The sequence below is a fragment of the Massilia sp. CCM 8734 genome, assembly GCF_011682155.1.
GTDB lineage: Bacteria > Pseudomonadota > Gammaproteobacteria > Burkholderiales > Burkholderiaceae_D > Telluria_A > Telluria_A rubra.
On sequence record NZ_WHJI01000021.1, the window covers coordinates 59,272 to 82,485 of the forward strand.

Sequence of the window (23,214 nt, forward strand, 5' to 3'; positions counted from 1 at the left end):
GTCGCCCTCGTCACCGAGCCATTTGAGCCAACCCGAAATCACGTCAGTCGAGCATCCGCCATGCATACAAATACCATTCAACAGCTGTCCGCGCTCCTGCACGCGAAGCAGATCTCAGCCCTTGAGCTGACCACCCACTTCCTGCAACGCGCCAAGGCGAGCGAACTGAACGCCTTCCTGCAGGTCGATGAAGCCTTGTCGCTTGAACAAGCCAAAGCCGCCGATCTGCTGCTGGCGTCCGGCAATGCCGGCCCGCTGGCCGGCATCCCGATCGCGCACAAGGATATTTTCGTCACCAAGGGCTGGCGTTCGACCGCCGGCTCGAAGATGCTGGCCAACTACACCAGCCCGTTCGACGCGACGGTCGTGGACAAGTTCAGGCACGCCGGCATGGTCACCCTCGGCAAGCTCAATTGCGACGAATTCGCGATGGGCTCGTCGAACGAAAACTCGGCCTTCGGCGCGGTCAAGAATCCATGGGATACCCTGGCCGTGCCGGGCGGCTCCTCGGGCGGCTCGGCCGCGGCGATCGCCGCGCGCCTGGCGCCGGCCGCCACCGCCACCGACACCGGCGGCTCGATCCGCCAGCCGGCCGCGTTTTGCGGCGTGACCGGGATCAAGCCGACCTACGGGCGCGTATCGCGCTTCGGCATGATCGCGTTCGCCTCCTCGCTCGACCAGGGCGGCCCGATCGCCCGCACGGCCGAAGACTGCGCGATGTTGCTCAATGAAATGGTCGGCTTCGACCCGCGCGACTCGACCAGCCTGACTGCCGAACAGGGCAATGTGCGTGAAGACTTCACGCGCGACCTGAACGCGCCGCTCAAGGGCTTGCGCATCGGCTTGCCAAAAGAATATTTCGGCGAAGGCCTGGCGGCCGACGTCGAACAGGCAGTGCGCGCCGCGCTCGACGAATTCGTCAAACTGGGCGCGACCCTGGTTGACATTTCGCTGCCGAAAACGTCGCTCTCGATTCCTGTTTACTACATCATTGCCCCGGCCGAAGCGTCGTCCAACCTGTCGCGCTTCGATGGCGTGCGCTACGGCCACCGCGCCAGCGAGTACAAGAGCCTGGAAGAGATGTACAAAAAATCACGCGCCGAAGGTTTCGGCCCGGAAGTGCAGCGCCGTATCCTGGTCGGCACCTATGTACTGTGCCACGGCTACTACGACGCTTACTACCTGCAAGCCCAGAAGATCCGGCGCCTGATCGCCGACGACTTCCAGGCCGCGCTGGGCAATACCTGCGACGTGATCATGGGGCCGGTCGCGCCGACCGTCGCCTGGGACCTGGGCGACAAGGCCAACGATCCGGTGGCCAACTACCTGGCCGACATTTTTACCCTGTCGACCAGCCTGGCCGGTTTGCCGGGCATGTCGGTGCCGTGCGGCTTCGGCCAGGGCGAGAAGAACAGCAAGCGCCCGGTGGGCCTGCAAATCATCGGCAATTACTTTGCCGAAGCCAAGCTGCTCAATATTGCCCACCAGTACCAACTGGCGACCGACTGGCACACCCGCGCGCCGGCCGGCATCTGATTTCGCCGGGTGCGCACAAGGTGCGCACCGGCAACCTGACAAGAAAAGAGAACACTATGCAATGGGAAGTCGTCATCGGTCTTGAGAACCACGTGCAGCTCACGACCAACTCCAAGATTTTCAGCGGCAGTTCGATTCAGTTCGGCGCCGAGCCGAACACCCAGGCCAGCCCGGTCGACCTGGCTTTGCCGGGCGTGCTGCCGGTGATGAACCGCGGCGCGGTCGAACGCGCGATCCGCTTCGGCCTGGCGGTGGACGCCAAGGTCGCGCATGAATCGGTGTTTGCGCGCAAAAACTATTTTTATCCGGACTTGCCGAAGGGTTACCAGATCAGCCAGTTCGCCGATCCGATCGTCATCGGCGGCAAGATCACCTTCGGCTTTGAAAAAGATGGCCAGTTCCAGACCAAGACCGTCAACCTGACGCGCGCCCACCTGGAAGAAGACGCCGGCAAGTCGCTGCACGAAGACTACGCCGGCATGACCGGCATCGACCTGAACCGCGCCGGCACGCCGCTGCTGGAAATTGTGTCGGAACCGGAAATGCGCAGCGCGGCCGAAGCCGTGGCGTACGCCAAGGCGCTGCATACCCTGGTCGTGTGGCTGGGCGTGTGCGACGGCAACATGCAGGAAGGCTCGTTCCGTTGCGACGTCAACGTGTCGGTGCGCGAGGCCGGCACGACCGCGCTGGGCACCCGCTGCGAGATCAAGAACCTGAACTCCTTCCGTTTCATGGAAGAAGCGATTGCTTATGAAGTGCGGCGCCAGATCGACCTGATCGAAGATGGCGGCAAAGTGCAGCAAGCAACCGTGTTGTGGGATCCGGACGCCAAGAAAACCACGGTGATGCGTTTGAAGGAAGACGCCCAGGATTACCGCTACTTCCCCGATCCGGACTTGCCGCCGCTGCTCATTTCGGACGAATGGATCGCCCGCGTCAAGGCCGACATGCCGGAATTGCCGGCCGCGATGCGCGCGCGTTTCGCGGGCGACTACAGCTTGCCGGAATACGACAGCCTGTTCCTGACCTCGTCGAAAGAAATGGCCTCGTACTTCGAAGCCGTGGTCGCCAAGACCGGCAAAGAGCAAGCCAAGACCGTGGCCAACTGGCTGATGGGCGACGTGGCCTCGACCCTGAACCGCGAAAACGTCGAGATCGCCGATTCGCCGGTGGAAGCGTCGCAACTGGCCGTGATGATCAAGCGCATCGCCGACGGCACGATTTCCAACAAGAGTGCCAAGGAAGTGTTCGCGGGCATGTGGGAAGCCAGGTCGAACGACGAGAACATCGCCGATGTTGTCATCAAGGAAAAAGACCTGGTGACCATCTCCGACAGCGGCGCGCTGGAAAAGATCGTCGATGACGTGCTGGCGGCCAACGCCAAATCGGTCGAGCAATATCGCGCCGGCAAGGAAGCAGCCATCAACGCGCTGATCGGCCAGGCCATGAAGGCATCCAAAGGCAAGGCCAACCCGGCTGAGCTGACCGAGTTGCTCAAGAAGAAACTGGCAGGCTAGCAGGCTGTCGTGCCGCCATCCCCCGCCCACCGGTGGGGATGGCGTTGTTCCATACTGGCGCCGGCGCGCCTCCTCCCCCTTGCAGCGATGGCGGCCTGTACCCGGATGCATCGTTCGGCAAGCGCGGGACCACAAGGGATGACAGGCAATTCATGATACTTGCGGTGGATGTGCAATATGAGCAGGACTGCGGGTATGTCGCGGGCCTGCTGTTCGAACGCTGGGATGCCATGGCGCCCGTGGCGACGTTCAGCAAACAGCAGATGGGCGTGGGCGAGTATGTTCCGGGGGAATTCTACAAGCGCGAATTGCCGTGCATCCTGGCGCTGCTCGGTGAACTCGACCAGCTTCCCGAGACCATCCTCATCGATGGCTTCGTGTTCCTCGACGGCCATGCGCACGCGGGACTGGGCAAGCATCTGTACGATGCGCTGGACGGCAAGGCCAAGGTCATCGGCGTGGCGAAAACATCGTATGCCGGCATCGGCGACGACTATAAACTGCTGCGCGGCGACAGCATCAAAGCGCTGTTCATCACCTGCATCGGGCTTGAGCTGGCAGCGGCCAGGGAACACATCGCGGCCATGCACGGACGGCATCGCATGCCGGTGTTGCTGAAAACGGTGGACCGCCTCTGCCGCGAGCAGGCACTGGCGGGCGCGACGGGCATTGCGCAGGATGTAAGGCAGGGCTGAACGCGATTGAGGACGCGCAAACAAGCGTTCTATTCGCAGGTCAGACTGAATGTCCCCCATCCTCCTGGCCATTGATCATGCTTGCCATCGCCGAACTTGAAGAGCTTGCCCGCACACGCCTGCACGAGGCCACCGCTCTCCTTATCGCACGACAATTCGACGGATCGTCCTACCTGAGCGGCTACGCCGTCGAGCTGATCCTGAAAGCGCGGATTTGCGTCAACCTGGATTGGAAGGGATATCCCGAGACGCGCAAGGAGTTCGAAAGCTATACCTCACTTCGCACTCACCATCTTGACACACTGCTTCACCTGACTGGCCTTCAAAGAAAAGTCCGAACCAAATATGATCACTACTGGTCCAACATTTCCGAGTGGTCGCCAGAGGACCGCTATCGCCCGTCAGGTTTCGTGACTGAAAAGATCGCGCGCGCCAGGGTGGCTTCCGCTTCGTTTCTTGTGAGGCATTTATGAGCGAAAAATTGAAGAGTTTAGTGGATAAACTCGCCCTTATCGAACGCGAGATATCCAAGGAAAAAGGCGAGTTGACGTTTTTTGGGCTGCTTAAACAATGGTCACCGACCGAATCCTGGAATCTCGTCGTCTCGTCGAGCTGGTCCGACAGAGATGGGCATCCCGACGCAATCAACTACATCGTCGACAAATACTACGCTGTCTGTGACGACTCCGAACGCGTCCTGATTGCCAGCGTAGTGATCGTCGACACGGACGACGACGACCTGGAAGACCTTCTGGACGCATACGACGTCGAGCACGGCATGTTGAAAACACGAAAAAAACGCTATTTCGACGAGGAGTTCGAACGCGGCTATATTTTCACATGCAAGCTGCGACCCGCGGCCAAACAGCCGATCTCGTGCCAAAACGCTGCTGATCAGCTCGGCTAAAAGTCATGCGAATTGCGACGGTTGCCCCCGACAATGCGCATCTGCCCGACCTGCCCGCTCACTCTATCGTTGAGCAACGCGACCTCGCCGGAAAAACCAGCGGCCAGGTCAGGTGCACCTTACTGCCGTTTATCGTAGCCGTACGATATATCGAAACGCCGCCTTCTGGCACGATCTACGTCGCGAACTTTGCTGGCCCTACACCCCGTAGCGGGTCCGGTACGCCGACACCGCATCCTTGTATTGCGCCATATCCGGATCGGCCCCGGCCGCGTTCAGGTAGGTGAACAAGTCGTCCAGGTTCCCGATCGACACCACTGGAATATTGAACTCCTGGCTGACCTGCTGCACTGCCGAACTCGGGGACAATGCGCCATCCGTGCCCGAGCGTTCCATGCGGTCGAGCGCGATCAGCACGGCGCACGGCTCGGCGCCGGCGGCGCGGATCATGTCGACCGATTCGCGCACCGAGGTGCCCGCCGAGATCACGTCGTCGATGATGACGACCTTGCCCGCCAACTTGGCGCCGACGATGGTGCCGCCCTCGCCATGGTCCTTGGCTTCCTTGCGGTTGTAGGCGAACGAGGTGTTGTGTCCCTTGCCGGCCAGCGCCACCGCCGTGGCCGACGCCAGGGTGATGCCCTTGTAGGCCGGCCCGAACAGCATGTCGAATTCGATTCCCGAGTCGATCAGGGTTTGCGCGTAAAACTGCGCCAGCTGGGCCAGGGTGGCGCCGTCATGGAACAGGCCGGCATTAAAGAAATACGGCGACTGGCGGCCCGCCTTGGTGGTGAACTCGCCGAAGCGCAACACGCCCGCCGACACTGAAAACGCGATAAACTGTTGGCGCAAATTATTCACGACGACCTCATTTGTTCATATAGAAAAGTGGCGCTATTTTACGCCACCCTCCTCACCCCCTGGAACCATGCCAAAAATTATTTCCGCGAACCTGAACGGGATCCGCTCCGCTCACAAGAAGGGCTTTTTCAACTGGATGGCGAACCAGACCGCCGATTTCGTCTGCGTCCAGGAGCTCAAGGCGCAGTTGCCCGACATGACCGAGGAATTCCTGATGCCGGGCGGCTACCACGGCCATTTCCATTACGCCGAGAAAAAAGGCTACTCGGGCACCGGCATCTACAGCCGGGTTGCGCCGGACGCCGTGCGGATCGGCTTCGGCAGCCCGGAATTCGATGCCGAAGGCCGCTACGTACGCGCCGATTTCGGCAACCTGACCATCATTTCGGTCTACTGCCCGTCCGGCTCTTCCTCGCCGGAACGCCAGGAAGCCAAGTTCCGCTTCATGGAATTGTTCCTGCCGCACCTGCTTGAACTGCGCGCCGAGGGCCGCGAGGTGGTCATCTGCGGCGACTGGAACATCGCCCACCACGAGATCGACCTGAAAAACTTCAAAGGCAACAAGAAAAATTCCGGCTTCCTGCCGGAAGAGCGCGCCTGGCTGACGAAGGTTTTCGATGAAGTCGGCTTCGTCGACGTGCATCGCGGCATTGACAAGCGGCCCGAGCAATACACCTGGTGGAGCAACCGCGGCCAGGCGTACGCCAAGAACGTCGGCTGGCGTATCGATTACCACGTGGCAACGCCCGGCATCGCGGCGCAGGCCAAGGAAGTGTCTATCTACAAAGATGAGCGCTTTTCGGACCACGCACCGCTGATCATCGATTACCGCCTCTGAGAAGGCACGCCAAGGCGGGGCGCTAAGGCGGGGCGCTACAGGGCGCGCTGGCTCTCGAAGCGGCGCGGCTGCCCGGTCACGGGGTCGTCAAAGCCGATTGCGCGCGCCAGCAGCTTGAGCGGGTTGGCGAAGTCATCGCCCTTGCACGGCAGCGCCACCGGATAAAACGCGTCGTTCAGGATCGGCGCGCCCAGGGCGGCCATATGCACCCGCAACTGGTGCTTGCGGCCCGTATGCGGCTGCAAGCGGTACAGCATGGCGTCACCGTGCGGCTTGATCACATCGACCACGCTCTCCGAATTCGGCTCGCCCGCCACCTCTTGCATGCGGAAAAACGGATTTCCCTCCACCATGCGGCTGCGGTGAACCAGTGGAAAATTGAGCGCCGGCAAGGGCGCAGCCAGTGCTTCGTACTCCTTGTGCACGCTGCGCTTCTGGAACAGCGACTGATAAGCGCCACGGGTGGCTTCCTGGTGCGAAAAAATCACCACTCCGGCCGTTTCGCGGTCGAGCCTGTGGATTGGCGTGAGCTGCGTCAACCCTGTCTTGTTCTTCAGCCGCACCAGCAAAGTTTCGTGCAGGAAGCGCCCACCGGGTGTCATCGGCAAGAAATGCGGCTTGTCGACCACCAGCAAATGCGCGTCGCGAAACAGGATCTGTTCCTCGAAAGGAATCGGCGTCTCGGCCTCGAGCTCGCGGTAATACCAGATGCGCATGCCGCGCTTGAGCACGCTGTCGGGGCCGAGCACGGCGCCGCCGGCGTCCACCACTTCGCCGCGCGCCATGCGGTCGCGCCAGAGCGCCTCGCCCACATCGGGAAAATACCCCGTCAGGAAAGCCAGCGCGCCGCCAGTTGGGTTGTCGTCGAGCCACAAATAACTGGGTGCGACGCCATCGCGGATGGGCAGCGGAACGTGCGCGTTGGCGTCGGCCTGGCGTCCCATTTAGTCGGTCGCGTTGCTGCGGTACGGCGGCAGTTGCCCGACCGTGGTGTTCTGGCTGCGCGCGTACAGCGGCAGCAGCACGCTCATGTGCGCCTGCATCTGGCGGATGCGTTCCTTGCCGCCCGGGTGGGTCGAGAGCCAGGCCGGCGGCGCGCCATTGTTTTGCGCTGCCATTTTCTGCCACAGGATAATGCCGGCGCGCGGGTCGAAACCGGCGCGCGCGGCCAGGTCCAGGCCGATCAGGTCGGCTTCACGTTCATCGTCGCGCGAGAATTTGAGCGAGGCGAACTGCGCGCCGTACTGGGCCACGGTGTCGGTGGTGGCAGGGTCCAAGCCGAACACTTGCGCGACGATGGCGCCGCCCAGGCGCGCACCGACATTGGTCGCGGTCGACTTGACCGTTTGCCCGCGCCCGTGTTCGCGCAGTGCGTGCGAAATTTCGTGGCCCATGATGGCCGCCACCTCATCGTCGGTCAGCTTCAGCTTGGTCAAGATGCCGCTGAAAAACGCGATGCGCCCGCCCGGCATGCAAAACGCGTTCACCTGGTCGGAGGAAAGCAGATTCACCTGCCAGTTCCACTTGGCCGCTTCCGGATTCCAGCGCGTGGCGTGCGGAATAATGCGCTTGGCGATGGCGCGCAGGCGGATCACCTCGGGATGGTTGTCGGGCACCAGCGCGCCCTTCTGCTGAGCCTGGCCCATCAGTTGCGTGTATTGCTGCGCCGCTTCTTCATCCATGCGCTCGGCCGAGGCCAGCACGCGGTAGCCCGGCATCTTGCGCACCTGGATGCCATCCTGCACCGTGGCCCCGGACTTGCCCTTCGCCTCGGTCTTGATCGGCATCGGCAAGGGCTGGGCGCTGGCCAGGGTCGAACAGGCGAGTGCCATGGCCAGTAACATTGGTCTGATCTGTTTCATGTATCGTTTCTATACTGTGTATTTGATAACAACATCATCGCAGGAAACCGGCGTTCATGCGCACACGATAAGCGCGCGCCGGTTTGCCTGCGTGATCTTATGCCGCCGGACGCGCTTTCTTGCGTAGCCGGAACACCGCCAGGCTGCCGCGCAGGTTGGGCAGGAACGAGACCGGCTTGCCATCGGCCAGCGCGACCCGCTCCAGCACTTCGAGGCCGCATTCGTCCGCCAGTTCCTCGAAATCGTAAATGGTCGCGCAGCGTACGTTGGGCGTGTCGTACCACTGGTACGGCAGCGACTTGGAGACCGGCATGCGGCCGTGAAGCAGCGCCATGCGGTGCGGCCAGTAGGCAAAATTGGGGAACGAGACAATCGCTTCGGCGCCGACCCGCACGATATCGCGCAGCAGCGCCTCGACGTTCTGCATCATCTGCAAGGACGACAGGCACAGGACCGTGTCGAAGGAATTATCGGAAAACAGGCCGAGGCCTTTTTCCATGTCCTGCTGGATCACGTTGATGCCGCGCCGCGCGCTGGCCAGCAGCGAGTCGTCGGCGATTTCGATGCCGTAGCCGGTGCAGCCCTTGCCGCTCTGGAGATAGCGCAGCATGGCGCCGTCGCCGCAGCCCACGTCGAGCACGTGCGACTGCTCCGGCACCCAGTGCGCGATGAACGCCAGGTCGGGGCGCAGGCTGGAGAGGTCTTGAAAATTCATGCTTGCCCTTTCACCGGCATGGCTTCCCAGATGCGCTGATAGTAAGCGCGCACCATGTTCATGTAACGCTCGTCCTCGAGCAGGAAGGCGTCGTGGCCGTGGGGGGCGTCGATTTCGGCGTAGGTCACGCGGCGCCGGTTGCATACCAGCGCCTCGACGATCTCGCGCGAGCGCTCGGGCGAAAAGCGCCAGTCGGTGCTGAACGAGGCGACGAAAAACTCGGCCTTGGTGCCGGCCAGCGCGCGTGTGAGAGAGCCGCCGAACTCGCGCGCCGGATCGAAGTAGTCGAGCGCCTTGGTGATCAAGAGGTAGGTATTGGCGTCAAAGTACTCCGAGAACTTGTCGCCCTGGTAGCGCAGGTACGATTCGATTTCGAAGTCGATGCCGAAGTCGAATTTGTAGTCGTTGTTTTCGGCGGCGTTACGCAACTTGCGGCCGAATTTTTCGGCCATGTCGTCGTTCGACAGGTAGGTGATGTGACCGACCATGCGCGCCACGCGCAGGCCGCTTTTCGGCACCACGCCGTGCGCGTAGAAGTCGCCCCCATGGTAATCCGGGTCCGACAGGATCGCCTGGCGCGCCACGTCGTTGAAGGCGATGTTTTGCGCCGACAGCTTGGGCGTGGAGGCGATGACGACGCAGTGGCGCAGGCGGTCGGGGAACATGATGCTCCACGCGAGCGCCTGCATGCCGCCCAGCGAGCCGCCCATGACGGCGGCGAACTGCGCGATGCCGAGGGCGTCGGCCAGGCGCGCCTGCGCGGCGACCCAGTCTTCCACCGTCACCACGGGGAACGAGGCGCCGTAGGGTTTATTGGTGGCGGGATTGAGGTGCATCGGGCCGGTGGAGCCGAAGCAGGAGCCGAGGTTGTTCACGCCGATGACGAAGAAGCGGTCGGTGTCGAGCGGCTTGCCGGGACCGACCATCGTGTTCCACCAGCCGGTGCTTTTCGGATCGCCCTCGTAGGTGCCGGCCACATGGTGCGAGGCGTTCAGGGCGTGGCAGACCAGCACCGCGTTCGACTTGTCGGCGTTGAGGATGCCGTAGGTTTCGTACACCAGGGTGTACTCGGCCAGGGCGCCACCGCCCTGCAACCGCAGCGGTTCGGCAAAGCGCATCGCTTGCGGGGAGACTATTCCAATGGATGACATGAGATTCGAAAAAATGATAAAACCGCTAAACTAAAAACCGTCGTTCCCGCGCCAAGGCGGCCCTCGGCGCGGGAACGACGCGACTGGGGCGGAGAACGACGGGGGAGCGGAACTACCTGTGGTCAAATCACCTGCAACTGCTGCACCGCCTCCACAATTGCGTGCGGCTCGGTGGTGCGTAAGATCTTGCGCGTTTGCGGGGTGATGGTGCTCAGGTCGCAATTGAGAATTTCCTGCTTCACCGACAACAGCTGCGCCGGATGCATCGAGAATTCGCGCAGTCCCATGCCCAGCAACAGGCGCGTCAACTTCACGTCCCCGGCCATCTCGCCGCACACCGCCACATCGATCCCCGCCTTCTTCCCCGCCATGATGGTCATCGCGATCAACTGCAAGATCGCCGGATGCAGCGGGTCGTACAAGTGCGCCACTTCATAATCGACGCGGTCGATCGCCAGGGTGTACTGAATCAGGTCGTTGGTCCCGATCGACAAAAAGTTCATGCGCTTGACGAACATCGGCAGCGCCAGCGCGGCCGCCGGAATCTCGATCATGGCGCCGACGTCGATCCCCACATCGTACTTTTGCCCCGCCTCGCGCAACTGCGCCTTGGCCTGCTCCACCATCGCCAGGCACTGGTCGATCTCGAACACGTGCGACAGCATCGGGATCAGCAGGCGCACCTTGCCGAACGCGGAGGCGCGCAAAATCGCGCGCAGCTGCGTCAGGAACAGCTGCGGCTCGGCCAGGCAGTAGCGGATCGCGCGCAGCCCCAGCGCCGGATTGAGCGCAGTATGCTCGGTCTGGTCGAGCGGCTTGTCGGCGCCGATGTCGAGCGTGCGGATCGTGACCGGCCGCCCCTTCATCGCCACGACCGCCTTGCGGTACTGCTCGAACTGTTCGTCCTCGCTCGGAATCTTGTGCGCTTGCCCGCTGCGGCCCATGAACAGGAACTCGGAGCGGAACAGGCCCACGCCTTCGGCCCCGCACTCGAGCGCGTGCGGGCAGTCGTCCGGCAGCTCGATATTGGCCAGCAAGGTGATGACGGTGCCGTCGCGCGTGATGGCCGGGGTTTTCTTGAGCTTCGAGAGCTTCTTGCGCGCCTTGAGCATGGCCGCCTGGCGCGCGCGGTACTGCTCCAGCACCAGGGTGCTCGGATTGCAGATCACCACGCCGGCGTCGCCGTCGATGATGACCCAGTCGTCCTGTTCGATCAGCTGCGACGCCTGCGACATGCCCACCGCCGCCGGAATATCGAGGCTGCGCGCCACGATCGCCGTGTGCGAGTTCTGCCCGCCCACGTCGGTGACGAAACCGATGAACGAGCGGTCGCGGAACTGCAGCATGTCGGCCGGCGAAATATCGTGCGCGACGACGATCATCTGCGGCTGGAATTGATCGTCCGTCACGGGCGGCGGCGCCAGTTGGGCGGTGCCCATCAGGACCTTGAGCACACGCTCGGCCACCTGCTGGATATCGGCCTTGCGCTCGCGCAGGTACGGGTCTTCGATTTCGTCGAACTGCGCCGACAATTCGTCGATCTGCGTCACCAGCGCCCACTCGGCGTTGTAGTGGCGCGTGCGGATGATGTCGAGCGGCGCTTCCGAAATCATCGGGTCCGACAAAATCAGCGCGTGTACGTCGATAAAGGCGCCCAGCTCCGTCGGCGCATCCTTGGGCAGGTCGGTCCACAGCGCCTGCAGGCCGCGATGCACTTCCGCCAGCGCGTCCTGCAGGCGCTTGACCTCCGCTTCGAGCTGTTCTTCGGGCACCAGGTAGTGCTTGACGTCGAGCGCGGCGGGCGTGAGCAGGTGCGCGCGGCCGATCGAGATCCCGCGCGAGACGGGAATGCCGTGCAGCGTGAACGATGCCATGGACATGCCGGTAGAGGTGCGCCCGACCGGCATTACTCGCCTTCGCCGAATTTATCGTTGATCAGCGCGGTGAGCGCCTCGACACATTCCTTTTCATCGGCGCCATCGGCTTCCAGGGTGACCTTGGCGCCCTTGCCGGCGGCCAGCATCATCACGCCCATGATCGACTTGGCGTTGATGCGGCGCGCGTTGCGGGTGAGCCAGACGTCGCTCGAGAACTTTGCCGCCAGCTGCGTGAACTTGGCGGAGGCGCGCGCATGCAAACCCAGCTTGTTGATAATTTCAAGATCTAGTTGAATCATTTTTTTGTCGTCTCTTCACACGGATCGCATACCGGTGGCCGCAGCCACCACCCACAGCTTTTTACGTCGGTCCTACCCTGATACGGTTATCGACCCGCACCGCCCCGCTTTGCGCGCCCGCCAGCGCCATCTCGACCACCACGTCGAGCGTGTCGCGCCGGTAGGTGATCGCGCGCAGCAGCATCGGCAGGCTGATGCCGGCGATGACTTCCACATGCCCGGCGTCAGCCAGGCAATTGCAGCAGTTGGCCGGCGTGCCGCCCTTGATATCGGTGATCACCAGCACGCCGCTGCCGTCGTCAAGGCGGCAGATCGCTTCGCGCGCCAGCTCGTTGACCTCGGCCAGGTCCTGGTCGGCGCTGACGTCGATCGCCTCGAAATGCTCGGTGGGACCACGGAACACGTGCGCCACTGCGGCCACGAAAGCCTGGCCGAGCGGTGCATGGGTCAATAACAGAATACCTACCATAATATGTTTGCCTTACTTTCCCTGGCTGCGCCGCTCGACGGCGTCGATGAACATCGCCGCCACGTCGAAGCCGGCCTGGTCGAAGATCTCCTGGAAGCAGGTCGGGCTGGTGACGTTGACTTCGGTGAGGCACTCGCCGATCACATCCAATCCTACCAGTAACAGGCCGCGCTCGGCCAGCACCGGGCCGAGGCTCCCGGCGATGTGCAGGTCGTGCGCGCTCAAGGGCTGGGCCACGCCGATGCCCCCGGCGGCCAGGTTGCCGCGAATTTCGCTCCCCTGCGGGATGCGCGCCAGCGCGAACGGCACCGGCTTGCCGTCGATGACGAGAATGCGCTTGTCGCCCTTGACGATCTCGGGGATGTAGCGCTGCGCCATGATGGTCTGGGCGCCATTGAGGGTCAGCGTTTCGATCACCGAGCCGAGGTTCATGCCGTCGGCGCCGATGCGGAAGATGCCGGCGCCGCCCATGCCGTCGAGCGGCTTGAAGATCACGTCGCCATGCTTGGCGTGGAAGGCGCGCAGGCGCGCCGCGTCCGAGGTGACCAGGGTGGGCGAGGTGAATTCGGTGAACTGGGCGATCGCCAGCTTTTCGTTATGGTCGCGGATCGCGGACGGCTTGTTGAAGATGCGCGCGCCCTGGCGTTCGGCCAGTTCGAGCAGATAGGTGCCGTACACGTACTCCATGTCGAACGGCGGGTCCTTGCGCTGGATCACGGCGTCGAACTCGGACAGGCGCATCGCGGCCTTGGGCGCGGCGCGGTACCAGTCGTCGGCCTCGCCGGTCAGGGTGATCTGCGCAATGTCGGCGCTGACCACGCCCTCTTCCAGGGCCATGTCGCGCTGCTCGAAGGCGTAGACCGCATGGCCGCGCCGGGCCGCTTCGCGCATCATGGCGAAGGTCGAATCCTTGTACGTCTTGAAGCCGGACAGCGGATCGGCGAGGAAAGCGATTTTCATGGGCGATTCCATTGAGGGTAATGACTGATTTTAGCCGGAAACGCCAATGTTGGCTTGGATGGGGCCGGATGGGCGAGTGGCAGCGGCCGATGGCACATTGTTCTGCCTCGGGATAGCCACGTCTTGCGCCGGCGGCGGGGTCGATTGCGTGCATGCCTGCGCAACATTGATGCGGACGGCCAGTTTTCCAGCACAGCAGGGCCTGTATCCTACGATGCTTACGAAACTATTGCCTCCCTGGCAATTACCGTATTGCGTAGGCTGGCCAGCTCACGCCTGTTGTCGGACAGTTCATTCGTCAAGCGGCTCGTCCGGCCAGCCATCTTCCAGGGTTGGAATGCAAGGAGAAAGAAACGGATCAGACATCTCGGACAGCGTTCCGCGTGCAAGGCGCCACACCTGGAAAGCATTTTCCTTTCCAGCATCGGTCTCATCATCATGCACATACAGGAGTCCATAGGAGTCAGGCAGTTCGCTTGCCACCCATTGGAACAATTCGAGGACGTTGCGATAGCGATGGTTGCGCAGGCCATGTGCATAGAGAACGATCAACTCGTTTCCAGTCATTTTCACTTCGAAAAGAGAGAACTGATCATCGGCTGCGCGAATCGCCTCGCGCACCCGTTCGAGCGCGACCGCCTCCAACGCCTGTCGACGGTCCTGGTTCAGGCCGGGATCGGGCACGCGAATCGTCGCCCATCCATGGAATTCAAACATGTCTTTCCTTCGCTACCTACGCTGGCGCGAACGAGAGCCGGTCAAGCGTGCATCTGGAACAGGCGACCCTGTCCTTGTCCCGGTGGTTCAGGGACTTGCCCGCCCAACCCGCTCCTGCCAGCGCCTCAATACACCTCAGGATTCGGATCGGTCCGTTCCATCTCGAGCGAGGCCGCAATCAGTCCCAACCTTGCCACCACGCCATACACATAGAAGCGGTTCGGCGCCGCCGTCCCCGGCTTGGCTTTCAGGTCCGGCACGGCATGCTGCTGGGCAAACGCCAGCGGCACGTATTGCGAACCGGGCGCGTTCAGGTTCTGGTCGATCCCGCGCTCGGCGTGAATCCGGTAGAAGCCGCCCACCACATAGCGGTCGATCATGTACACCACCGGCTCGGCCACCGCATCCTTGATGTTCTCGAAGGTCGGCACGCCTTCCTGGATGATGACGTCGCTGATTTCCACGCCATCCTTGATGACCGACATCTTCTGGCGCTGCGCGCGCGTCAGTTCGCGCACCTCGCTGGCATCCTTGATCGTCAAAATACCCATGCCGTAGGTGCCGGCGTCGGGTTTCAGGATCACGAACGGCTTTTGCTCCTTGATCCCGTATTCCTTGTACTTCTTGCGGATCTTGGCCAGCAGCATGGTCACATTGTCGGCCAGGCATTCCAGGCCCTGGTCTTCGTCGAAATTGATCGCGCCGCATTTGCTGTGGAAAGGGTTGACCATCCACGGATCGACATCGATCAGCTTGCCGAACTTCTTGGCCACTTCGTCGTAGGCGGCCAGGTGGTTGCTCTTCCTCCGCAGCGCCCAGCCCGCGTGCAGCGGCGGCAGCAGCGATTGCTCGTGGATATTTTCCAGGATCGACGGAATGCCCGCCGACAGGTCGTTATTGAGCAAAATGGTGCACGGATCGAAATCCTTCAGACCCACGCGGCGCCCGTTGGCGGACCTCACCAGCGGCTCGACCACCAGCATGTTCCCGTCCGGCAGCGCCAGCGGGGTCGGCTGGGTGATCTCGGGCGACAAGGAACCCAGCCGCACATGCAGGCCGGTCTGGCGGAAAATCTGCATCAGGCGCGCCACGTTCTGCAGGTAATGCGGATTGCGCGTGTGCCCTTCCGGCACCAGCAACAGGTTGCGGGCGTCTGGGCAATATTTGTCGATCGCGGCCATGGCGGCCTGCACCGCCAGCGGAAGCATCTCGGTGGCAAGATTGTTGAAACCGCCAGGGAACAGGTTGGTATCGACTGGGGCCAGCTTGTAGCCGGCGTTGCGCAGGTCGACCGAGCAATAGAACGGCGGCGTGTGCTCCTGCCACTCCATGCGGAACCAGCGCTCAATGGCGGGCGTGGCCGCCAGAATTTTCTTTTCGAGGTCGAGCAGCGGGCCAGTCAGGGCCGTGACGAGGTGGGGAACCATGAATGAGACGTCCTTAAAGGCTGCTTGCTGAAAATGTTGAACTGCTCAAATCGGGGCGGAACCGGCTTTTTAAAGTCCCGGCAGAGCCCATGAAGCAAAAAGGCGCCCCGCAGGGCGCCTGGATCGACCCGCTTGCGCGGGCCGGGGCAACAAAATGAATCAGGAATGGTAGGCCGATTCGCCATGGCTCGTGATGTCGAGCCCTTCCCGTTCTTCTTCTTCCGGTACGCGCAGACCGATCACCAGGTCCACCAGTTTGTAGGCAATGAAGGACACCACCGTCGACCACAGGATCGTGGTGCCGACCGCGGTCAGCTGCGTGATCACCTGGCCGCCGATCGAGTAATCCGCCGATGCCTTGTTGGCAACGTAGTCGAAGATGCCCTGTCCGCCCAGCGATGGCGCCGCGAACACGCCGGTCAGCAGCGCACCGAGGATACCGCCCACGCCGTGCACGCCGAACACGTCGAGCGAGTCGTCGGCGCCGATCAGGCGCTTGAGGCCGTTCACTCCCCACAGGCAGATAATACCAGCCAGCAAACCAATGACCAAGCCGCCCATCGGACCGACGAAGCCGGCCGCCGGGGTGATCGCCACCAGGCCGGCGACCGCGCCGGAGGCGGCGCCCAGCATCGATGGCTTGCCCTTGGTGATCCACTCGCCGAACACCCACGACAGGGTGGCGCAGGCGGTGGCCAGCAGGGTGTTGATGAAGGCCAGCGCGGCGATGTCGCCCGCTTCCAGCGCCGAGCCGGCGTTAAAGCCGAACCAGCCCACCCACAACAGCGAGGCGCCGATCATGGTCATGGTCAGCGAATGCGGGGCCATGGCTTCGCGGCCGTAGCCGACGCGCTTGCCGATCAGGATGGCGCCCATCAGGCCGGCCACTGCCGCGTTGATGTGCACCACGGTGCCGCCGGCGAAATCGAGCGCACCTTTTTGGAACAGCCAGCCGGCTTTGGCGGTTTCGGTGGCCAGGGTGGCGGCGTCGGTGATGGCGTCCGGGCCGGTCCAGAACCAGACCATGTGGGCGACCGGCAGGTAGCCGAAGGTGAACCACAGCACCATGAAGGCGAGCAAGGCGGCAAACTTGATGCGTTCGGCAAAGGCGCCCACGATCAGGCAGCAGGTAATCGCGGCGAACGTGCCCTGGAAAGCGACATAGATGAACTCGGGAATGACCACGCCCTTGCTGAAGGTGGCGGCGTAGGCAAAGGCGCCCTTGGCCGGGTCCCAGATGCCGTTCAGCAAAGCCCGGTCGAAGCCGCCGATGACGGCGTTGCCCGGCGTGAAGGCGACCGAATAGCCGTAGATGCACCACAGCACGATGATCAGGGCAAACACCACGAACACCTGCATCAGCACCGACAGCATGTTCTTGGTGCGCACCAGGCCGCCGTAAAACAGGGCCAGCCCGGGAATCGTCATCAGGATCACCAGCACGGTGGCGATGAACATCCAGGTGGTGTCGCCTTTGTGCGGCACCGGGGCTGGCGCGGCGGCGGGGGCGGCGACGCTGGCGCTGACGGCGGCCGGCGTGACAATGGCGGTGGCCGGCGCTTCGACCGGCGTGACCACGGCCGCCGTGGTGTCAGGCTTGGGCGCATCCTGGGCCGAGGCCGGCAATACGCCGCCGATGGCGCACAGCACGGCCAGTCCGGCCAGCCATGTTGTTATCGTTTTATTCATCAGTATTCCCCTAAGCTTAAAGTGCTTCGTTGCCGGTTTCGCCGGTCCGGATACGCACGACCTGTTCCAGGTTATAGACAAAAATCTTGCCGTCGCCAATCTTACCCGTGCGCGCGGCGCGTTCGATGGCTTCGATGGCTTGTTCGACGATGGCGTCGTCAACGGCCGCCTCGATCTTGGTCTTGGGCAGGAAGTCGACCACGTACTCGGCGCCCCGATACAGCTCGGTGTGGCCTTTCTGGCGCCCGAAGCCCTTGACCTCGGTAACGGTAATCCCTTGCACATTGATGGCCGAGAGCGCTTCGCGCACTTCGTCCAGCTTGAAGGGTTTGATAATGGCGGTGATCATTTTCATGGCTGGCCTCTTAGAAAGTTTTGGACACGGTCAGCACGGCGCGCGAACGGCCCAGGTCCTTGCCGTTGACCGGGCTGACATACAGGTCGGTGTTGGCGCTGATGACGGCCAGCGCGACCGATGCGAATCCGAAGTCCTTGGTCAGGCCGATCTTGGCGTCGTTGTAGCTCAGGGCATCGTTGTGGGCCACGCGCTGGCGGCCGAGGTGCAGGTTGAGTACCAGGCCGGTGGCCAGCTCGAGGTTGGCGCCCAGGTCCAGGTAGCCGCTGCCCTTGCTGTCGGTGGTGCCGAACAGGTTGGTCGTCGCGTGCGAGTATTTGATGTAGGCCGGCCCCATCCCGACCTGGCCGTACAGCTCGAAGGTATTGGCGTTCGGATGCAGTCCATTGGAAGGGAAGCCGTAGTACAGGCCGCCCACGTCGTAGCTGATGCCCTTGGCGATCTCGCCTTTCTTGCCGCCGTACAGGTCGATTTCGACATCGCCGTCGCCGCCCAGGTCGCTGGTCCACTTGATGGTCGAGGCCCACACGCCGGCATACGCGCCGCTCGGGTTGTGGGTGTAGTCGGCGCCGCCCTGCACCGCCGGCTTCATGCGGCTTTGCGACAGGCCGCGATAGCGGTAATCGCTGGTCACGGCGGCGTTGAAGCTCACTACATTGTCGGGCACGGGCTCGTCGGCAGCCTGGGCCAGCGGGGCTCCCAGGGTTGCCAGCGCCAGGGTCAGCGCGGCGGCGAGAGACAACGGAGTACACAGCTTGTTCATGGCGGTTCCCTTATGGTTTTTTAACAGAGACGGCGGTTGGGGTTTAAAATGAAGCCTGGAGCATGCACACTGCTTATCTACCCATTAGCAGAACTCGTGCCAGCTCCGCTGACGCCCGGACGCGACTTGTATTTGCGCCTGGCGTCCCCAACTTGCTGTTAATAAACAGTAAAATTTCCGCGATTCCGGTCGCGGCCGGCATACATGCACCAAACTGGCCCACCCGCCGCACCGCTGCGGTGCGCTACCGATTTCACGAGGATTGCGATGGATATGAACAGTTTTTTCAACGACTTGCAGGGCAAGATCAACCAGGCCATCGAAAGTTCGCCTGCCAAGGATATCGAGAAGAACGTCAAGAGCATGATGACCCAGGGCTTTTCCAAGCTCGACCTGGTCACGCGCGAGGAATTCGATATCCAGGCGCAAGTGCTGGCCAAGACGCGCGCCAAGCTCGAAGCACTGGAACAGCGCGTGGCCGCGCTCGAAGAACAGCTGACCCCGGCCAAGCCGCAGGTCTAAGCGCGGGCGGGCTGAGCGCCCGCATGCGTATTATCAAATCGGCCAGCCAACGGCCGAGGTGTCGCTTTGCCGCGCCGCCGGGCGGGGCAAGGCGCGGCGCACATGCGCGTTAGCGCTGCATCAGCAGGCGTTCGACGGCATCGATCTGGGCGGCGGAAAAGGCGTTCCGGCCCGCTTCGCGCGTCAGCAATTCGCCCATCGCCCAGGCGTAGATCAGCTGCGCCCGCGTGCCTGCCTCGGGCGCCTCAAAACCGGCTTCCACCAGCAAACTCGCCACGAAGGCGACGCGCCGTTCGTGCACCCGGCGCAACACCTGGGCCGCGCCCGGGTCTTGCGCGCCGAGCGTGTTGATGGCGTCATACAGGCCCACATCGAGCTGCCCCACGTTGGCCAGCAACAGGCGCAAGCGCGCCGGCGCATCCGTCGCGGCCAGTCCGATGCTGTCGATGATCTGGTCGGTGGCGATCGATTCCCAGCGTTCCAGGACCGCCAGCGCAAAGCTGGCGGCGCTGTCGAAATGCCAATAAAAGCTGCCCCGGCTCACGCCCATCCGCTTGCACAGCGGATCGGCCTTCAAGGCCTGCGGCCCGTCCTCGCGCAAGACGGCCAGGCCGAAGTCGAGCCAGGTCTCGCGCGATAAACGTGGCTGTCCGGGCGAACGGGGCGACGACATAGAAAACTCCCAAAAATACGATGGCGGCGTCCGGACGGGCGCGCGGCATGCGGTCTCATGCGCCGGCATCATAACTTACCGTCGGCAAACCCAACAGACCATACATCGTGTATAGTCAGACAATACACTATGTATGGTTGGCCGCAACCGTGGCCAGCCGGCAGTTGTCATCCCAGGGAGCACACCATGTTTGCAAGAGTCGCCCATGTTCAAGCCAAGCCAGAAAAAATCGGCGAGGTCGTTGCGCTGTACACCAGTTCGGTAATGCCGGTTCTTCAACAGCTGCATGGATTCAAGGGGACGTATCTGTTGACCGATCCGGATACCGGCAAAGGCATGTCGATCACCTTGTGGGAGACCGAGGCCGACCGCCTTGCCAGCGACAGCGAGGCAGCCTTGCACGGACCGATCGTCCAGGTCATGCCGCTGCTGGCCGCGCCGCCCGTCGTGCTGGGGTTCGACGCCATCGAGGTGGTGTAAACGGCGGGCGCGGCAACTGACGGCGCTGTATTTCGCTGTGCGTCATGCTGCCGTCATCTGGGAGGATTATTCTGACGCTGTTGGTGACGTGCTCCAGCATGTCCCACAGGTTAGTCCGGTGACCTCGAACACCGGCACCAGACACATGCAGCCGGATGCCCTCCGGCTGCTTTTTTTTGCCTGCAATCAGCGCGCTGGCACGCTCGCCACCGCCGATGGTCCGCTCAGGCCGCTGTAAGTCGATGCCTTGACCATATAAAAATAGGCCTCCTTGCCGGTCGCGCCGGTGTCGGCGAAACTGGTGCCGGTCAGCTCGGTGCCGACCCGCTCGAACGGCCCTGCCACCGTAGCCGAGCGCAATACGTCGTAGCTGCGCGCCATCGGGCTGGCCGCCCACTGCACGGCCACCCCGCCCTTGCTTGCGCTGGCGCTCACTTTGGCGGGCGGCGCCACCATGCTGCCGGGCTTCGATCCGGTCTTCACGTTCTCGAAACTGGCGGTGGTGGTGACGAACGGATCGCCCGAGGCCGTGAAGATACCGACGTACAAGGTATCGGACAATTCCGGATAAATGATCGTGCCGATGGCCGACCAGTCGGTCCCGCCATTGGCCGACAAATAGGCGTAGATAAAGTTACCGTGCCGCACCAGCCTGAGCGACATCGGCGCCACCGCCGTCGGGAACCGGCGCGCCGCGTGGTAACCGCCGTAGAACTGGGTGCCGACGCGCCAGAACAGATGGGTGCCGTTGCCGGAGCTGGCCGGCGCCACGTAAATCTGGGCCGCCGCCGTGGCCGGACGCGCATCGAGCGCGCTGCGCATCATGATGCCGGCCACGCCGTTGGCCAGCGCGCCGGGATCGGTGATGGTGGCGATCACTTCCGAGTCGCCCTTGAGCTCCTTGTAGGCAAAGTGATAGCCCTTCTCGGCGCCCGCGCCGGAGGCTGTCATCTTCCAGCTGGCGCCGCTGTTGGTGGCGCTGCCCGGGGCCCTGACGTTGCCCAGGTCGGCCTGCGTGAAGCTGGTGGCCGCCGTCATCGCCGGCGCCGTGAACGGCAAGGCGATGGCGCGCGCGCTCGAGGTGTCGGTGGTGCGACGCATCACCTGGCCCGAGTACGGCCCGCTGTAGGGGCCGGCTTCGCCATTCGATTTGGCCAGCTCGCGGTATTCGCCGATATTCGGCGCCTTCAATCCCTTGCGCACCACGTAGTGCGTGTACAGGGTTTCGAACAGGTTGGCCGGCATGGTGCGCAGTGGAACGCCGCCGATGCGGTCGTAGTAGCCGTAACCGCATGAGACCGGGGTGAAGGTGAATGGCTTGCCGAGGTTGAAGTTGGCATAGTATTCGCCGGCCGTCAGCAGCCGGTTGTTACGCAGCGAATACAGGTCGATGCCCTGCTTCCAGGCGGTTTCGGCAATCGCACCGTAGGTGGCCAGCTGGCCGTGCGCGTGGCCCTGGTCGCGCCCGGTGTCGCCCACTTCGCCGCTGGACATGACCTGGTCGAGCCCGCCCGGATCGCTCAGATACGCGTTGATGACCTGGTCGAACTTGACCGGGCTGTCGAGGAACACGGCCACCGCCAGCGCGGCCTTGAGCGCCAGGCCGCCCTGGTTGCACGGCTTGAGCAGGCTGCCGTTTCCGAGCCCGGTGCCGATGGCGGAGCTTCCGCCCACTTGCAGGCGGCGCCACCAGACGTTTTCCAGCCACGACTTCATGTGCGCGGTGTGGGTCGCGGTCCAGCCGGGATACAGGCCGCGCAGGATGTCGGCAGCGATGATGGCGCGGCCGGAATAGTCGCCCAGCATCAACGCCGTCTCGACGCCGTCGAGCGAGGTGTTGGTGGTGGCCCAGGCGTCCAGGATCGACATCGACTTTTCCGCGTGCGCGCTGTTGCCCGACACGTACCACATCAGCGCGTGGTTGTAGGCCATCTGCATGTCGCGCTCGAACTCGGCGCGGTTGAGGTCGATATTCCGGTTGGCGGTGGCGAACGGGCCGCGCATCGCGTAATTGAGGGGCGTGCGCCCGCCCAGGAAATGGTAGCCGCTGGCCCAGGGCTCTTCGCCGGCGAGCACGTGCGCCTTGTACTGCGCCAGGTCGGCCGCGTTGTAGCCGATGCCGGGATGGACGAAGTTGGTCACGCCGGTGGTCCAGGCGGCGGCCACCGCCGGTGGCGCGACGACCGGCGGAGTTACGACCGGCGGTGCGATGACGGGTGGTGCCACAACCGGTGGTGCGACAACTGGAGGAACCACAACCGGTGGTGCGATGACTGGAGGAACCACAACCGGCGGCGCGACAACTGGAGGAACCACGACCGGTGGTGCGATGACTGGCGGTGCCACCACTGGTGGCTTCTTGACGGGCGGGGTGACGACCGGCGCAGCGACGACGGGCGGGGTGACCGGCGTGACGACGACGGGCACAGGGACGGGCACGGCAACCGGTGACGCCACGATCACGCCCGGTGTGGCGCTCACGGGATCCCCAACCGGGCTCGCATCGACCACCAGAACGGCATCGGGCGCGGCTTCCGGCGGCCCTGCCGCCGGCAGGCTGTGGGACACGGCCGGCGCCGCCGCTGGCGCTGGTGCTGCCGGCGTCGCTACCAGGGCGCTCGGCGGCGGATCGATCATGGCGACGCTACCAGGCGCCGCTTTGTTGGACGATGAGCCGCCGCAGGCGGACAGCAGCAGCGATAGCGCCAGGAAGGACAAGGCGGGACGATGAATCACGGGGGGCATGGCGAACTCCGGCAGGGCAATTGAGATGAATGGATCAGCCCAGAGCCGTGACGGTCACGCGGTGTCCGACGGATTAACGTTGTCCAAATGTAATTTCGACGGAAATATAACAATCGATTACAAAATTGTCAACACATTCTATATGTATAAACAATG

At 63.1% G+C, this 23,214-nt stretch carries 24 protein-coding genes; 8 read left to right on the forward strand and 16 right to left on the reverse strand.

The features are described from left to right. The first annotated feature begins 60 nt into the window (after positions 1-60). The 5 genes from gatA (at position 61) to F2P46_RS19610 (ending at position 4,655) form a co-directional block, all read left to right on the forward strand. Positions 61-1,536: an Asp-tRNA(Asn)/Glu-tRNA(Gln) amidotransferase subunit GatA gene (gene gatA, locus F2P46_RS19590; protein WP_166893235.1), complete on the forward strand. Its 1,476-nt coding sequence runs from the start codon at positions 61-63 to the stop codon at positions 1,534-1,536. Positions 1,537-1,592: 56 nt separating this feature from the next. Then, on the forward strand, positions 1,593-3,053 hold the full coding sequence (gene gatB / locus F2P46_RS19595) for an Asp-tRNA(Asn)/Glu-tRNA(Gln) amidotransferase subunit GatB (RefSeq protein WP_166893237.1): 1,461 nt from the start codon (positions 1,593-1,595) through the stop codon (positions 3,051-3,053). 152 nt (positions 3,054-3,205) lie between these two features. Further along, positions 3,206-3,748, forward strand: coding sequence for an endonuclease V (locus F2P46_RS19600; protein WP_166893239.1), 543 nt, complete (start codon positions 3,206-3,208; stop codon positions 3,746-3,748). Positions 3,749-3,825: 77 nt separating this feature from the next. Next, the gene (locus F2P46_RS19605) at positions 3,826-4,221 is read left to right on the forward strand and encodes a hypothetical protein (RefSeq protein WP_166893241.1); all 396 of its coding nucleotides are present in this window, start codon (positions 3,826-3,828) and stop codon (positions 4,219-4,221) included. A 20-nt stretch (positions 4,222-4,241) separates the two neighbouring features. After that, a complete protein-coding gene (locus F2P46_RS19610) occupies positions 4,242-4,655 on the forward strand; it encodes a hypothetical protein (protein ID WP_166893243.1) in 414 nt (137 codons plus the stop codon). 198 nt (positions 4,656-4,853) lie between these two features. On the opposite strand, the gene pyrE is transcribed toward F2P46_RS19610, so the two are convergent. After that, the gene (gene pyrE / locus F2P46_RS19615; RefSeq protein ID WP_166893245.1) at positions 4,854-5,516 is read right to left on the reverse strand and encodes an orotate phosphoribosyltransferase; all 663 of its coding nucleotides are present in this window, start codon (positions 5,514-5,516) and stop codon (positions 4,854-4,856) included. A gap of 67 nt (positions 5,517-5,583) precedes the next feature. Here pyrE and F2P46_RS19620 point away from each other — a divergent pair, with 67 nt between their 5' ends. Then, complete coding sequence (locus F2P46_RS19620) at positions 5,584-6,354, forward strand: exodeoxyribonuclease III (protein ID WP_166893247.1); 771 nt, start codon at positions 5,584-5,586, stop codon at positions 6,352-6,354. Between the two features lie 35 nt (positions 6,355-6,389). Here the strand turns inward: F2P46_RS19620 and F2P46_RS19625 are convergent, their stop codons facing one another. From F2P46_RS19625 to F2P46_RS19685, 13 genes are all read right to left on the reverse strand, one after another. Further along, positions 6,390-7,298, reverse strand: coding sequence for an RluA family pseudouridine synthase (locus F2P46_RS19625; protein WP_166893249.1), 909 nt, complete (start codon positions 7,296-7,298; stop codon positions 6,390-6,392). After that, positions 7,299-8,216, reverse strand: a complete 918-nt coding sequence (locus F2P46_RS19630; protein WP_166893251.1) for a M48 family metallopeptidase — start codon at positions 8,214-8,216, stop codon at positions 7,299-7,301. It abuts the gene before it with no gap. A 97-nt stretch (positions 8,217-8,313) separates the two neighbouring features. Continuing rightward, positions 8,314-8,931, reverse strand: a complete 618-nt coding sequence (gene metW / locus F2P46_RS19635; protein WP_166893253.1) for a methionine biosynthesis protein MetW — start codon at positions 8,929-8,931, stop codon at positions 8,314-8,316. Beyond that, complete coding sequence (locus F2P46_RS19640) at positions 8,928-10,082, reverse strand: homoserine O-acetyltransferase (protein WP_166893255.1); 1,155 nt, start codon at positions 10,080-10,082, stop codon at positions 8,928-8,930. Before F2P46_RS19640 ends, metW begins: the two co-directional genes overlap by 4 nt. A gap of 122 nt (positions 10,083-10,204) precedes the next feature. Beyond that, positions 10,205-11,956 carry a phosphoenolpyruvate--protein phosphotransferase gene (ptsP, locus tag F2P46_RS19645; RefSeq protein ID WP_166893257.1) on the reverse strand — a complete coding sequence of 584 codons (1,752 nt, stop codon included), beginning with the start codon at positions 11,954-11,956 and terminating at the stop codon, positions 10,205-10,207. Positions 11,957-11,988: 32 nt separating this feature from the next. Then, the gene (locus tag F2P46_RS19650; protein WP_166893259.1) at positions 11,989-12,258 is read right to left on the reverse strand and encodes an HPr family phosphocarrier protein; all 270 of its coding nucleotides are present in this window, start codon (positions 12,256-12,258) and stop codon (positions 11,989-11,991) included. A gap of 61 nt (positions 12,259-12,319) precedes the next feature. After that, on the reverse strand, positions 12,320-12,727 hold the full coding sequence (locus tag F2P46_RS19655) for a PTS fructose transporter subunit IIA (protein WP_166893261.1): 408 nt from the start codon (positions 12,725-12,727) through the stop codon (positions 12,320-12,322). A 12-nt stretch (positions 12,728-12,739) separates the two neighbouring features. Beyond that, positions 12,740-13,687: a glutathione synthase gene (gene gshB, locus F2P46_RS19660; RefSeq protein WP_166893263.1), complete on the reverse strand. Its 948-nt coding sequence runs from the start codon at positions 13,685-13,687 to the stop codon at positions 12,740-12,742. A 291-nt stretch (positions 13,688-13,978) separates the two neighbouring features. After that, positions 13,979-14,404 (reverse strand): Imm7 family immunity protein, encoded by a 426-nt coding sequence (locus F2P46_RS19665; RefSeq protein WP_166893265.1) that lies wholly within the window; start codon positions 14,402-14,404, stop codon positions 13,979-13,981. 125 nt (positions 14,405-14,529) lie between these two features. Further along, on the reverse strand, positions 14,530-15,831 hold the full coding sequence (gene gshA / locus F2P46_RS19670) for a glutamate--cysteine ligase (RefSeq protein WP_166893267.1): 1,302 nt from the start codon (positions 15,829-15,831) through the stop codon (positions 14,530-14,532). Positions 15,832-15,990: 159 nt separating this feature from the next. Beyond that, entirely contained in the window at positions 15,991-17,520 is a 1,530-nt protein-coding gene (locus F2P46_RS19675; protein ID WP_166893269.1) for an ammonium transporter, read from the reverse strand. Positions 17,521-17,536: 16 nt separating this feature from the next. Next, positions 17,537-17,875, reverse strand: coding sequence for a P-II family nitrogen regulator (locus F2P46_RS19680; RefSeq protein WP_166893271.1), 339 nt, complete (start codon positions 17,873-17,875; stop codon positions 17,537-17,539). A 10-nt stretch (positions 17,876-17,885) separates the two neighbouring features. Further along, entirely contained in the window at positions 17,886-18,638 is a 753-nt protein-coding gene (locus F2P46_RS19685; protein ID WP_166893273.1) for a TorF family putative porin, read from the reverse strand. Positions 18,639-18,905: 267 nt separating this feature from the next. Between F2P46_RS19685 and F2P46_RS19690 the strand changes: the two genes are divergently transcribed. Next, on the forward strand, positions 18,906-19,160 hold the full coding sequence (locus tag F2P46_RS19690) for an accessory factor UbiK family protein (protein ID WP_166893275.1): 255 nt from the start codon (positions 18,906-18,908) through the stop codon (positions 19,158-19,160). 109 nt (positions 19,161-19,269) lie between these two features. On the opposite strand, the gene F2P46_RS19695 is transcribed toward F2P46_RS19690, so the two are convergent. Beyond that, on the reverse strand, positions 19,270-19,833 hold the full coding sequence (locus F2P46_RS19695) for a TetR/AcrR family transcriptional regulator (protein WP_166893277.1): 564 nt from the start codon (positions 19,831-19,833) through the stop codon (positions 19,270-19,272). Positions 19,834-20,019: 186 nt separating this feature from the next. Here F2P46_RS19695 and F2P46_RS19700 point away from each other — a divergent pair, with 186 nt between their 5' ends. After that, the gene (locus tag F2P46_RS19700) at positions 20,020-20,313 is read left to right on the forward strand and encodes an antibiotic biosynthesis monooxygenase (protein ID WP_166893279.1); all 294 of its coding nucleotides are present in this window, start codon (positions 20,020-20,022) and stop codon (positions 20,311-20,313) included. Between the two features lie 186 nt (positions 20,314-20,499). Here F2P46_RS19700 and F2P46_RS19705 read toward each other — a convergent pair whose 3' ends face one another. Beyond that, positions 20,500-23,058, reverse strand: a complete 2,559-nt coding sequence (locus F2P46_RS19705) for an alginate lyase family protein (RefSeq protein ID WP_208296696.1) — start codon at positions 23,056-23,058, stop codon at positions 20,500-20,502. Positions 23,059-23,214: the final 156 nt, after the last annotated feature.

Coding starts and splice junctions, on each gene's coding strand:
- gatA (WP_166893235.1), top strand. CDS start 61: ATGCATACAAATACCATTCAACAGCTGTCCGCGCTCCTGCACGCGAAG.
- gatB (WP_166893237.1), top strand. CDS start 1,593: ATGCAATGGGAAGTCGTCATCGGTCTTGAGAACCACGTGCAGCTCACG.
- F2P46_RS19600 (WP_166893239.1), top strand. CDS start 3,206: ATGATACTTGCGGTGGATGTGCAATATGAGCAGGACTGCGGGTATGTC.
- F2P46_RS19605 (WP_166893241.1), top strand. CDS start 3,826: ATGCTTGCCATCGCCGAACTTGAAGAGCTTGCCCGCACACGCCTGCAC.
- F2P46_RS19620 (WP_166893247.1), top strand. CDS start 5,584: ATGCCAAAAATTATTTCCGCGAACCTGAACGGGATCCGCTCCGCTCAC.
- F2P46_RS19625 (WP_166893249.1), bottom strand. CDS start 7,298: ATGGGACGCCAGGCCGACGCCAACGCGCACGTTCCGCTGCCCATCCGC.
- F2P46_RS19630 (WP_166893251.1), bottom strand. CDS start 8,216: ATGAAACAGATCAGACCAATGTTACTGGCCATGGCACTCGCCTGTTCG.
- metW (WP_166893253.1), bottom strand. CDS start 8,931: ATGAATTTTCAAGACCTCTCCAGCCTGCGCCCCGACCTGGCGTTCATC.
- F2P46_RS19640 (WP_166893255.1), bottom strand. CDS start 10,082: ATGTCATCCATTGGAATAGTCTCCCCGCAAGCGATGCGCTTTGCCGAA.
- ptsP (WP_166893257.1), bottom strand. CDS start 11,956: ATGGCATCGTTCACGCTGCACGGCATTCCCGTCTCGCGCGGGATCTCG.
- F2P46_RS19650 (WP_166893259.1), bottom strand. CDS start 12,258: ATGATTCAACTAGATCTTGAAATTATCAACAAGCTGGGTTTGCATGCG.
- F2P46_RS19655 (WP_166893261.1), bottom strand. CDS start 12,727: ATGGTAGGTATTCTGTTATTGACCCATGCACCGCTCGGCCAGGCTTTC.
- gshB (WP_166893263.1), bottom strand. CDS start 13,687: ATGAAAATCGCTTTCCTCGCCGATCCGCTGTCCGGCTTCAAGACGTAC.
- F2P46_RS19665 (WP_166893265.1), bottom strand. CDS start 14,404: ATGTTTGAATTCCATGGATGGGCGACGATTCGCGTGCCCGATCCCGGC.
- gshA (WP_166893267.1), bottom strand. CDS start 15,831: ATGGTTCCCCACCTCGTCACGGCCCTGACTGGCCCGCTGCTCGACCTC.
- F2P46_RS19675 (WP_166893269.1), bottom strand. CDS start 17,520: ATGAATAAAACGATAACAACATGGCTGGCCGGACTGGCCGTGCTGTGC.
- F2P46_RS19680 (WP_166893271.1), bottom strand. CDS start 17,875: ATGAAAATGATCACCGCCATTATCAAACCCTTCAAGCTGGACGAAGTG.
- F2P46_RS19685 (WP_166893273.1), bottom strand. CDS start 18,638: ATGAACAAGCTGTGTACTCCGTTGTCTCTCGCCGCCGCGCTGACCCTG.
- F2P46_RS19690 (WP_166893275.1), top strand. CDS start 18,906: ATGGATATGAACAGTTTTTTCAACGACTTGCAGGGCAAGATCAACCAG.
- F2P46_RS19695 (WP_166893277.1), bottom strand. CDS start 19,833: ATGTCGTCGCCCCGTTCGCCCGGACAGCCACGTTTATCGCGCGAGACC.
- F2P46_RS19700 (WP_166893279.1), top strand. CDS start 20,020: ATGTTTGCAAGAGTCGCCCATGTTCAAGCCAAGCCAGAAAAAATCGGC.
- F2P46_RS19705 (WP_208296696.1), bottom strand. CDS start 23,058: ATGCCCCCCGTGATTCATCGTCCCGCCTTGTCCTTCCTGGCGCTATCG.